The following is an 11,983-nucleotide window of genomic DNA, read 5'->3' on the forward strand; positions in this document are numbered from 1 at the left end:
GCGAGGGCTAGACCTGGGAACAGCCGCCCCGGTCGCCGGTCGAAGGGATGCGTATGCCTGAGCAGTACGACGTGATCACCATGGGCCGGATCGGCGTGGACCTCTACCCCCTGCAGACCGGTCTGCCGCTGGCCGGGGTCGACACCTTCGGGAAGTTCCTCGGTGGTTCACCCACCAATGTCGCCGTCGCGGCGGCCCGGCTCGGGCGACGGACGGCGGTGGTGACGCGCACCGGCCGGGACGCCTTCGGGGAGTATCTGCACCGCCAGTTGCGGGAGTTCGGGGTCGACGACCGGTGGGTGACGCCCGTCGACGCCTGGCCGACACCCCTCACCTTCTGCGAACTCTTCCCGCCCGACGACTTCCCGCTCTACTTCTACCGGCAGCCCAAGGCACCCGACCTGGAGATCCACGCGTCCGAGCTGGACCTCGACGCGGTGCGGTCCGCCCGGGTCTTCTGGATGACGGGCACCGGTCTGTGCGCCGAGCCGAGCCGTACCGCGACCCTCGCCGCACTCCGCGCCCGCGACCGGTCCGGCATCACCGTCTTCGACCTCGACTGGCGCCCGATGTTCTGGGACACCACCGAGGATCCCGCGTCCCGCCCCGCCCCGGCCGCCCGCTACCGGGAGGCCCTCGCCCATGCCACCGTCGCCGTCGGCAACCTCGACGAGTGCGAGATCGCGACGGGCGAGCGTGAACCCTGCGCGGCCGCCCGCGCCCTGATCTCCGCGGGCATCGAACTGGCCGTCGTCAAGCGGGGCCCCAAGGGCGTCCTCGCCGTCCATCGCGACGGCACGGTGGCCGATGTGCCGCCGCTGCCCGTCGAGGTCGTCAACGGCCTGGGCGCCGGTGACGCCTTCGGCGGGGCGCTCTGCCACGGACTGCTCGCCGGCTGGGAGACGGAGCGCATCATGCGGTACGCCAACGCGGCCGGCGCGATCGTCGCCTCCCGGCTCGCCTGCTCCTCCGCGATGCCGTTCCCGCACGAAGTCGAAACGGCGCTGGCCGAAGGCGCCGTCACCTCCCGCCCCACCGGAGCCACTCCATGACGCCCGCGGCCTCCTCGGTCTCCGAACTCGTCCACCTGCGCGTGCGCCACCCCGAGGCCGTCGCGGAGGCCGCGGCGCGGCGCCGCCGACGCCCCCTCGTCGGCAGCGGCGGACGCCTGATGATCATCGCGGCGGACCATCCGGCCCGTGGCTCCCTGGCCGTCGGCGACCGCGGACTGGCCATGGCCAACCGCTTCGAACTCCTGGAACGGCTCCGCCTCGCCCTCTCCCGTCCCGGTGTGGACGGAGTCCTGGCCACCGCCGACATCCTCGACGACCTGCTGCTCCTCGGCGCGCTGGAGGACAAGGTCGTCATCGGCTCGATGAACCGCGGCGGGCTCGCGGGCGCGGCCTTCGAGCTCGACGACCGTTTCACCGGCCACCGCCCCGAGGACCTCGCCCGGCTGCGCTTCGACGCGGGCAAGCTGCTGCTCCGTATCGACTACGACGACCCCGGCTCGCTCGACACCATGCACGCCACCGCGCGTGCCATCGACGCCATGGCCGCGCACCGGCTGCCGGTCTTCGTCGAGCCGTTCCTCTGCCGCCGCGCGGACGGCCATGTCCGCAACGACCTCGGTGCGGAGGCGGTCACCACCTCGATCGCCATCGCCTCGGGGCTCGCCGGGACGTCCGCGTACACCTGGCTCAAGGTTCCCGTAACCGAGAACCCCGACGACATGGCCCGGGTGATGGAGGCCTCCACGCTGCCCGCCGTGCTGCTGGGCGGCGAGGTGCGCGACGACCTGGACGGCGCGTTCGAGAAGTGGCGCACGGCGCTGCGACTGCCGACCGTCCAGGGCCTGGTGGTGGGGCGTTCGCTGCTCTACCCGGCCGACGGAAAGGTGGCGGAAGCCGTCGACACGGCGGTATCGCTGCTGGAGCCGGGAGGAACGGGCGGGAGCCCGGGGTAGGGAGTAGGTATGACGACGGACGACGAACCGCGGTACCACCTCCGCGCCGGAAGCACGGCGAGCGGGCCCTATGCCCTCGACATCGATCCGGAGCGGGCCGGCTGGGACCGGTCGAGCCTGCGTGTGCTGGAGCTGGGGCCGGGCGGAATTCACACGCTTGTCACCGGGGAGAGCGAGTGGATCGTTCTGCCGTTGACCGGTGGCTGTACGGTGCACACCTCAGGTGAGATCTTTGAACTGCTGGGCCGGGAAAGCGTGTTCAGCGGGGTATCCGACTTCGCGTACGTCCCGCGTGACGCCCATGCACAGATCGCCTCCGGCGCTGGAGGCCGCTTCGCCCTGGCAGGAGCGAAGTGCGAGCGACGACTCCCCGCTCGCTACGGCCCCGCGCCGGAGGTACCCGTGGAGCTGCGCGGCGCCGGGAACTGCTCCCGTCAGGTCAACAACTTCGCCGCGGCCGACACCTTCGAGTGCGACCGGCTGATCGCCGTCGAGGTCCTCACCCCGGGTGGCAACTGGTCGTCCTACCCGCCGCACAAGCACGACGAGGACCGCCCCGGAGCCGAGTCCGTGCTGGAGGAGATCTACTACTTCGAGGTGGCGGACGACGGGCTCGGCTACCACCGGGTGTCGCCGTCGAGGGACGGGGGTACGGACGTCCTCGCCGAGGTCCGCAGCGGTGACACGGTGCTCATCCCCGACGGCTGGCACGGCCCGTCCATCGCGGCCCCCGGCCGCACGCTGTACTACCTCAATGTGATGGCCGGTCCGGGCGAGCAGCGGGAGTGGCTGATCAGCGACCACCCCGACCACGGCTGGATCCGTGACACCTGGCCCTCGCAGCCGGTGGACCCCAGACTGCCGCTGTACGGGACGGTCCCGCCGTACGGTTCGGAGGCGAGCTCATGAGCGCACCACGCACCCGCAGGCTGACCACCGCCCAGGCCCTGGTGTCCTTCCTCTCCCGCCAGTACACCGAGCGCGACGGCCGACGACAGCGCCTGATCGGCGCCACCTGGGGCATCTTCGGCCATGGCAACGTCGCCGGGATCGGTCAGGCCCTCACCGAGTCGGGCCGCGCGATGCCCTATCTCCAGGGCCGCAACGAGCAGGCCATGGTGCACGCCGCCGTCGGCTACGCCCGGCAGTGCGGCAGGCTCTCCGCGCACGCCGTCACCACCTCCATCGGCCCCGGCGCCACCAATCTGGTCACCGGCGCCGCCCTCGCCACCATCAACCACCTCCCCGTCCTCCTGCTGCCCGGGGACACCTTCGCGACCCGGCCCGCCGACCCCGTGCTCCAGCAGCTCGAAGTCCCGTCCGCCGGCGACCTCTCGGTCAACGACTGCCTGCGCCCCGTCTCCCGCTACTTCGACCGGATCACCCGCCCCGAGGCCCTGATCCCGGCGGCCCTCCAGGCCATGCGAACCCTGAGCGACCCGGCGGAGACCGGCGCGGTCACCCTCGCGCTGCCGCAGGACGTGCAGGCCGAGGCGTACGACTGGCCGGAGGAGTTCTTCGTCGAGCGCGTCTGGTACGTGCGCCGCCCCGCCCCCGATCCGTACGAGCTCGACCGGGCGGTACGGGCCGTGCGCGGCGCCCGTCGGCCACTGATCGTGGCGGGTGGCGGCATCCATCACAGCGCGGCGGAGGAGACCCTGGCCGCGTTCGCCGCCGCCACCCGTATCCCCGTCGCCTCGACCCAGGCCGGCAAGGGGTCCCTGCGCCACGACCACCCCGCGGACGTCGGAGGCATCGGCCACACCGGCACCGCGACCGCCGACGAGCTGGCCCGCAACGCCGACCTGGTCATCGGTATCGGCACCCGCTACTCCGACTTCACCACGGCCTCCGCCACGCTCTTCTCGAACCCGGCGGTCCGCTTCGTCAACCTCAACATCACCGGCTTCGACGCCCACAAACTCGGCGCGCTGCCGCTCGTCGCCGACGCCCGCACCGCCCTCGAAGCCCTCACCGCCGCGCTCGCCGCACGCAACCATCGCGTCGACCCGTCCTACGAGACCGAGTACACCGGGGCCAAGGAGGAATGGGAGCGGCGCGTCACCGCCGCGTTCACCGCCGACGTCCCGGACGCCCGCCCCACCCAGACCCAGGTCCTGGGCCTCCTCGACACCCTGGTCACCGAGGAAGACATCCTGATCAACGCGGCCGGTTCGCTCCCCGGCGATCTGCACAAGCTCTGGCGGGCCCGCTCCCCGCACCAGTACCACGTCGAGTACGGCTACTCCTGCATGGGCTACGAGATCCCGGCCGCGATCGGGGTCCAGCTGGCCGCCCCCGGCCGCCCCGTCTGGGCCCTCGTCGGCGACGGCACGTACCTGATGAATCCCACCGAGATCGTCACCGCGGTGCAGCAGGAGCTCCCGGTGAAGCTGGTCGTCCTCCAGAACCACGGCTACGCGTCCATCGGCTCCCTCTCCGAGGCGGTCGGCGGCGAGCGCTTCGGCACGGCCTACCGCCACCGGGCCGCGGACGGCACCTTCACCGGCCCCCCGCTCCCCGTCGACCTCGCGGCCAACGCGGGCTCGCTGGGGATGCGGGTGCTCCGTGCCAAGACCGTGCGTGACCTGCGCGAAGCCCTTGCCGAGGCGCGCGCGGCGGACCGTCCCACTTGTGTCTACGTCGAGACCGAAACGGCAGACACAGTGTCGGGCCCCCCTCCGGCGCAGGCGTGGTGGGATGTTCCCGTAGCCGAAACGGCCACCCGGCCGTCGGCCGTGAAAGCCCGCGAAGAGTACGACCGACACGTCGCCGACCGACGCCGCCACCTCTGAAGACGCCACTGAAGGAGTTCTGTCATGAAGACCGTCAACCACTGGATCGGTGGCAAGACCGTCGAGGGCGCGTCCGGCAACTACGGCCCGGTCACCGACCCGGCCACCGGCGCCGTCACCACGCAGGTGGCGCTCGCCTCCCTCGAAGAGGTCGACGCGGCGGTCGCCGCCGCCAAGGACGCCTACGCCACCTGGGGCACGTCCTCGCTGGCCACTCGCACCGCGATCCTCTTCCGCTACCGCGCGCTGCTGGACGCCCACCGCGACGAGATCGCCGCGCTGATCACCGCCGAGCACGGCAAGGTGCACTCGGACGCGCTGGGCGAGGTCGCCCGCGGTCTGGAGATCGTCGAGCTGGCCTGCGGCATCACCACCCAGCTCAAGGGCGAGCTGTCCACCCAGGTCTCCAGCCGGGTCGACGTCTCCGCGATCCGCCAGTCGCTCGGTGTCGTCGCCGGCATCACCCCGTTCAACTTCCCGGCCATGGTGCCGATGTGGATGTTCCCGCTCGCCGTCGCCTGCGGAAACACCTTTGTGCTCAAGCCCAGCGAGAAGGACCCCTCGGCCGCCAACCTGCTGGCCGAGCTGGCCTCCGAGGCGGGTCTGCCGGACGGTGTGCTGAACGTCCTGCACGGTGACAAGGTCGCCGTCGACGGGCTGCTGAACCACCCGGACGTCGCCGCGGTCTCCTTCGTGGGCTCCACCCCGATCGCCCGCTACATCCACGCCACCGCCTCCGCCAACGGCAAGCGTGTCCAGGCGCTCGGCGGCGCGAAGAACCACATGCTGGTGCTGCCGGACGCGGACCTCGACGCAGCGGCCGACGCCGCCGTCTCCGCCGCGTACGGCTCCGCCGGTGAGCGCTGCATGGCGATCTCCGCGGTCGTCGCGGTCGGCTCCATCGCCGACGAGCTCGTCGCCAAGATCAAGGAGCGCGCCGAAAAGATCAAGATCGGTCCCGGCAACGACCCGACGTCCGAGATGGGCCCGCTGATCACCGCCGCCCACCGCGACAAGGTCGCCTCCTACGTCACGGGCGCGGCCGCCCAGGGCGCCGATGTCGTCCTCGACGGCACGGGCTTCACGGTCGAGGGCTTCGAGGACGGCCACTGGATCGGCCTCTCCCTCCTCGACAACGTCTCCACCGACTCGGACGCGTACAAGGACGAGATCTTCGGCCCGGTCCTGTGCGTCCTGCGCACCGAGACCTACGAGGAGGGCGTCGCCCTCATGAACGCCTCGCCGTTCGGCAACGGCACCGCGATCTTCACCCGCGACGGCGGCGCCGCCCGCCGCTTCCAGCTGGAGATCGAGGCCGGCATGGTCGGCGTCAACGTGCCGATCCCGGTGCCGGTCGGCTACCACTCCTTCGGTGGCTGGAAGGACTCCCTCTTCGGCGACCACCACATCTACGGCAACGACGGCGTGCACTTCTACACCCGCGGCAAGGTCGTCACCACCCGCTGGCCGGACCCGGCCGACGCCCCGGCGGGCGTGGACCTGGGCTTCCCCCGCAACCACTGACCCGTAGCCCCACCCGACGGCCCGTACGGACGCTGTGTCCGTACGGGCCGTCGTCATGTCCGCCGCACCCCCGCGCTGACGTGTCGCTGACGGCGCGGGCACATGGCCGTACCGCCGGTCCGACGGCGCTGGACTGCCCTCGTGCTCGTCGACTGGAATGGAACCGGCACCCACGAAGCGCGGTACCGGGGGCTCTTGCGGAGGCTCGACGTGGTGGAGGCGATGGCAGTGAGTGCGGTGGACGAACGCCCTTCGGGGCCCGAGACGGTGGGCGCCACCACGGTCGTGGAGGACCTGCTCGATCTCGCCCGGTCCGAGCGGCGGCAGGCCTTGGAGGACCTCGTCGTCGCCGAGTTCAAGATCGCTCTCCTCATGGAGGACGATGACGAACTCCCCATGGACGAGAGCTACTTCGACCTGGGGCTCACCTCGCTGACGATCACCGATCTGAAGCAGGGCCTGGAGTCGATGATCGGGCACGAACTCAGCGCGAACCTGCTGTTCAACAGCCCCACCGTGGGCCAGCTGATGGATCACATCTGCGACGAGCTGCTCCCCGGCCTGTTCCGCCCCGCGCGCGCGTCCGCGCCCGGCGACGGAACCACGTCCGCCGCCGCCCCCGGCCCCCGCGCCGCCGCCCCCGCCGACCCCTCGGCGGACGATCTGGTCGACGAAGCCCTCAAGAACCTCTACCAGGGACAGGGGTAGCAGACATGGCAGACCTGGACGACGCGACCACCGCCGATGCCCTGGAGCAGGCCAGGGAGGATCTGCGCAGGCAGCGTGAGCTCCTGAAGGAGCTGCTGCGCGAGAAGTACGAACCGATCGCGATCGTGGGCGTCGGCCTGCGCTTTCCCGGCGGGAACAACTCCCTGGAGGAATTCACCGAGTTCCTGCGCGAGGGACGCAGCGCCATCGGCCCGCTCCCGAAGGACCGCTGGGACGTCGAGGCATACGCGTCCGGTGAGGGCCGCGGCGTCATCCGGACCACGGGCGGCGGCTTCCTCGACGGCCTCGAACGGTTCGACCCCAAGTTCTTCAGGACGGCCCCGGCCGAGGCGCACTGTCTGGACCCGCAACAGCGGCTCGTGCTGGAGACGGCGTGGGAGTCCCTCGAACACGCGGGGATCGATCCGACCGCACTGCGGCACGGCAACGGCGGCATCTACGTGGGCGCCAGCTCCCTCGACTACGTGATGGAGATGGACGAGCTTCCCGACGACGAACTGGACGGGCGGATCGCGGCCGGGGTCTCGCACTCGGGCATCTGCGGCAGACTCTCGTACTTCCTCGGCTGGCGCGGGCCCTCCATCACCGTGGACACCGCCTGCTCGGCCTCCCTCGTGGCACTCCACCTCGCCGTCCAGGGGCTGCGCCGCCGCGAGTGCGACATCGCCCTGGCCGGCGGGGTCAACGCCATCCACCACCCCCGGAGCACCGCGCTCTTCTCCGATCTGACCGCGCTCTCGCCCGACGGCCTCTGCAAGACCTTCGACGACGCGGCCGACGGCTACGGCCGGGCCGAGGGCTGCGGCATGATCGTGCTGAAGCGGCTCTCGGACGCCAGGCGCGACGGCGACACCGTCCTGGCGCTCGTCCGTGGCAGCGCCGTCGGGCAGGACGGGGAGAGCGCCGGGCTCACCGTGCCCAACGGCGCGGCGCAGGAGACCCTGTTGCGGCGGGCGCTCAGCAGCGCCCGGCTGGAGCCCGGCGACATCCAGTACGTGGAGGCGCACGGCACCGGAACCCCTCTCGGGGACCCGATCGAGATCGGTGCGATCAGCGAGGTCTTCGCGGACTCGCACAGCAGGAACGATCCGGTGATCGTCGGCTCGTCCAAGACCAACCTCGGACACATGGAGCCGGCCGCGGGGATCGGCGGAGTCATCAAGGCCGTCGCCCAGCTCCGCAGCGGCGAGATCTTCCCGCACCTCAACTTCGAGAAGCCGTCCTCACGTATTCCCTGGGAGGTCTCCCCGGTCGAGATCCCCACGCGGACCCGCCCCTGGACGTCCGGCACCCGGCGCGCGATGGTCAACTCCTTCGGCTTCGCCGGAACTCTGGCGTCCGCAGTTCTCGAAGAGGCGCCCGCCGACGCGGACGGCCCCGCCCGCGAGCAGACGGACCCGGCCGGGGACGCGAACCGTGAGACGGACGGGCGGTCCGGGGACGCGAACCGTGAGACGGACGGCCGGCCCGTCGGCGCCGGCCGGGAGAGCGGTCATGTCTTCACGCTGTCCGCGAAGTCGGCCCGCTCCCTCGCCCTGCAGATCGAGCGCTACCAGCGGCTGCTGGCCGACCGGCCCGACCTGCCCGTCGACGCCATCTGCCACACCGGCAACACCGGTCGCGCCCACTTCGACCACCGGATCGCCGGAGTCGTCCGCGATCACGCCGGTCTGCGCGCACTGCTCGCCGACCGGGCCGCCAGGCCCACGGCCGACAGGCCGGAGGCCGTACGCAAAGCGGTCTTCCTGTTCACCGGACAGGGTGCGCAGCACCCGGGCATGGGCCTCGCCCTGTACGGCCGCCACCCGCTGTTCCGCCGGACCGTCGACGAGCTGGACGAGCTGTTCGCCCCGCATCTGGGCCGCTCCATCAGGGAGTTGATGTTCGGCCGTACCGAGGACGCCGAGGAACTGCATCGCACCCGGTACACCCAGCCCGCCCTGTTCGTCCTGGAGTACGCGCTGGCGCGGCTGTGGCTCTCCTGGGGGGTGCGGCCCTCCGCCGTCATCGGACACAGCATCGGCGAGGTGGTCGCCGCGACCGTCGCCGGACTCTTCACCGTGGCCGACGCGGTGCGGCTGGTGGCGGTGCGGGCCCGGCTGATGGACTCGGTCACCGCTCCCGGCGGCATGGCGGCCGTCGGGGCTCCCGTCGAGACGGTGAACGCCTTGGTGGAGCCGTACGAGGACCTCGCCGTCGCCGCGTACAACGCACCCACGCAGTGCGTCATCTCGGGAGGCGCCGCCTCGCTCGACGCGGCAACCACCGCGCTGACCGTCGAGGGCGTGCGGGTCAAGCGGCTGCCCGTCTCGCACGCCTTCCACTCGCCGCTGATGAGCGCGGTCACCGAGGAGTTCCGGGCGGCCTTCGCCGACATCGTCTTCCACGAGCCCGAGTTCACCCTGATCTCCAACCTCACGGGCCAGGTTGCCCGGTGGCGGGACATCTCCAAGCCCGACTACTGGGTCCGGCACATCGCCGAACCGGTGGACTTCGCGGCCGGGATGCGCACCGTGGCCCGGCGCGGCAGGCACGCGTACATCGAGATCGGGCCGTCCGCCACGCTGTCCTCGCTGGCCCGGGAGAACCTCGACGCCCCGGGCGACACCTGGCTGCCCAGCCTGCGCCCGGCCCAGCAGGACGACCTGGCGCTGCTTTCGTCGGTCGCCAAGCTGTACGCCGCCGGATACCCGGTGTCCTGGACCGGCTTCCACTCGGAGCGGCGGATGCGGCGGGTGGTGCTGCCGGGCTACGCCTTCGACCGCCAGGAGTACTGGCTCCGGTCGGCGAACCCGCGCCGCTTCTCGCCCGGGGCCGGAGCGGGTGCCCGGCCGAGCACCGCACCGGACGCCCCGGCGACCGTGCCCGTCGCCACCGCCCCGGCGGAGCTGGACACCGGACGGCTGCTCTCCATGGGCCAGGACGAACGGCTCGCCGCCCTCACCGGACACATCCGTGCGCTGATGGCCGCCGAGCTCCAGTTCGACGACCCCGCGGAGATCGAGCCCGGCGCACACTTCCTCGACCTCGGTCTGGACTCGCTGGCCGCCGCCCGGCTCAGCGGGCAGCTGGGCACGGCCCTGGGCCGCAGGACCACGGTGTCCGAGGTGCTGGACCACCCCAGCGCACGCTCCCTGGCCGAGTTCGCCGAGCAACGGCTGACCTCGGACTGAACCCCGCGCCGCACCCGGCCGGGCAGCAACCTTCCGATCAGCCGGACCTGTTGATGGAGAGACCATGGACGAGGCCACGCCAGAGACACTCGCCGCCATCCCCGGACACCACGCCGCCGTCCGGCCCAATCATGTCGCCATGATCCACCTCGGCACCGAGGTGACGTACGCCGAACTCGACCGTGAGAGCAACCGCGCCGCGCACGCCCTGCTCGCCGCGGGGCTCGCTCCCGGCGACCGGGTCGCGTTCCTCGGCATGGAGTCGCAGTACTACTACGAGATCGCCTTCGCCTGCGCCAAGAGCGGCACCGTCCTGGTACCGGTCAACTGGCGGCTCACCGAGAGCGAGGTCGAGCACCAGCTGCGTGACTCCTGCGCCCGGCTGCTGTTCGTGGAGGAGGAGTACCGCGCCACCGCCGAGCAGGTCGAGGCCGAACTGCCGGAGCTGAAGACGATCGTCGGCATGGATGTCCGGGGACGGCGCGGCGCGGGTTACGCGGACTGGAAGTCCGCCTTCCCGGACTCCGGCACCGGCTATCGCCCCGATCCCGCCCAGCCCGTCGCCCAGATGTACACGAGCGGCACCACCGGACTGCCGAAGGGCGTGGTCCTGCCCCACCGGAGCTTCTTCGCGCTGGGCCGCGCCATGGACGACAACGGCCTGGACTGGGTGGACTGGAAACCCGGCGACAGGAGCCTGATCGGGCTGCCGGGACTGCACATCGCCGGGCTCTCCTGGTCCATGCAGGGGTTCACCGTCGGCGTGACGAACGTGATCATGCGGATGTTCGTCGCTCAGGAAGCGGTCGCGCTGATCAGGGACGTGGGCGTCACCACCACGTTCGTCGCCCCGGCCATGCTCCAGATGATGCTGGCCGAGCCCGCCGCGTCCAAGGAGACCTTCGCGACACTGCGCAAGGCGGTCTACGGCGGATCGCCGATCGCGGAGGAGCTGCTGGTCCGCTCCCTCGACGTGCTGGAGGCCGATCTGGTGCAGGCCTACGCCGCCACCGAGACGGGCAACGCGGTGGCCCTGCTGCCGATGCCCGACCACATACCGGGAAGCCCCCGGCTGCGTGCCGCCGGGCGTGCGTGCCCGGGGGTGGAGATACGGATCGTCGCCGACGGCCGGACCTGTGCGGCGGGGGAGACCGGCGAGGTGTGGGTGCGGTCGGCCGCGGTCATGCTGGGCTACTGGAACCTGCCGGAGGCCACCGCGCGGACCCTGACGGACGGATGGCTGCGGATGGGCGACGCCGGCTACCTCGACGAGGACGGCTACCTCTATCTCTGCGACCGGATCAAGGACACGATCATCGTCGCCGGGGAGAACGTCTACCCCGGCGAGGTGGAGGAGGCACTCGGCAAGCACCCCGCGGTGGCCGAGGTGGCGGTCATCGGTGCTCCGCACCCTCGTTGGGGCGAGGCGGTGCATGCCTGCGTGGTGCTGAACGAGGGCATGCGGGCGACCCCGAGGGAACTGATGCTGTCCCTGAAGGGGCGGATCGCCGACTTCAAGATCCCCGTCCGGTACGACTTCCTGGACGGCCTGCCCCGCAACTCGACCGGCAAGGTGCTCCGCCGCGAACTGCGGGACCGGTTCTGGACGGGGCGGGCCAGCAAGATCCATTGACGGCTGAGAGCCTGTCGGGTGACCTCGGATCGGCTGCCGCACCGGCCTCGGCCCCGGCACCGAATCCGGCCCCGGCACCGAATCCGGCCCCGGCACCGAATCCGGCCCCGGCACCGAATCCGGCCCCGGCACCGAATCCGGCCCCGGCACCGAATCCGGCCCC

8 protein-coding genes are annotated in these 11,983 nt (G+C 71.6%); all 8 read left to right on the plus strand.

Annotated elements, in window-relative coordinates; all coding sequences use genetic code 11:
- Positions 1-53: 53 nt before the first annotated feature.
- The 8 genes from iolC (at position 54) to ACIOHC_RS01570 (ending at position 11,820) form a co-directional block, all read left to right on the plus strand.
- Complete coding sequence (iolC, locus tag ACIOHC_RS01535) at positions 54-1,052, plus strand: 5-dehydro-2-deoxygluconokinase (protein ID WP_351080515.1); 999 nt, start codon at positions 54-56, stop codon at positions 1,050-1,052.
- Positions 1,049-1,966 carry a deoxyribose-phosphate aldolase gene (locus ACIOHC_RS01540; protein WP_351080513.1) on the plus strand — a complete coding sequence of 306 codons (918 nt, stop codon included), beginning with the start codon at positions 1,049-1,051 and terminating at the stop codon, positions 1,964-1,966. Before iolC ends, ACIOHC_RS01540 begins: the two co-directional genes overlap by 4 nt.
- Positions 1,967-1,975: 9 nt before the next feature.
- Positions 1,976-2,875, plus strand: a complete 900-nt coding sequence (gene iolB / locus ACIOHC_RS01545) for a 5-deoxy-glucuronate isomerase (protein ID WP_351080512.1) — start codon at positions 1,976-1,978, stop codon at positions 2,873-2,875.
- Complete coding sequence (gene iolD, locus ACIOHC_RS01550) at positions 2,872-4,761, plus strand: 3D-(3,5/4)-trihydroxycyclohexane-1,2-dione acylhydrolase (decyclizing) (RefSeq protein WP_401840906.1); 1,890 nt, start codon at positions 2,872-2,874, stop codon at positions 4,759-4,761. The genes iolB and iolD overlap by 4 nt, the downstream gene beginning before the upstream one ends.
- Positions 4,762-4,785: 24 nt before the next feature.
- Positions 4,786-6,285, plus strand: coding sequence for a CoA-acylating methylmalonate-semialdehyde dehydrogenase (locus ACIOHC_RS01555; RefSeq protein ID WP_351080508.1), 1,500 nt, complete (start codon positions 4,786-4,788; stop codon positions 6,283-6,285).
- A 102-nt stretch (positions 6,286-6,387) separates the two neighbouring features.
- On the plus strand, positions 6,388-6,993 hold the full coding sequence (locus tag ACIOHC_RS01560) for an acyl carrier protein (protein WP_351080506.1): 606 nt from the start codon (positions 6,388-6,390) through the stop codon (positions 6,991-6,993).
- A 5-nt stretch (positions 6,994-6,998) separates the two neighbouring features.
- Positions 6,999-10,187 carry a type I polyketide synthase gene (locus ACIOHC_RS01565; protein ID WP_401840908.1) on the plus strand — a complete coding sequence of 1,063 codons (3,189 nt, stop codon included), beginning with the start codon at positions 6,999-7,001 and terminating at the stop codon, positions 10,185-10,187.
- Between the two features lie 64 nt (positions 10,188-10,251).
- Entirely contained in the window at positions 10,252-11,820 is a 1,569-nt protein-coding gene (locus tag ACIOHC_RS01570) for a long-chain-fatty-acid--CoA ligase (RefSeq protein WP_401840910.1), read from the plus strand.
- The last annotated feature ends 163 nt before the right edge of the window (positions 11,821-11,983 follow it).

The organism is Streptomyces sp. NPDC088252 (genome assembly GCF_044740965.1).
Classification (GTDB): domain Bacteria; phylum Actinomycetota; class Actinomycetes; order Streptomycetales; family Streptomycetaceae; genus Streptomyces.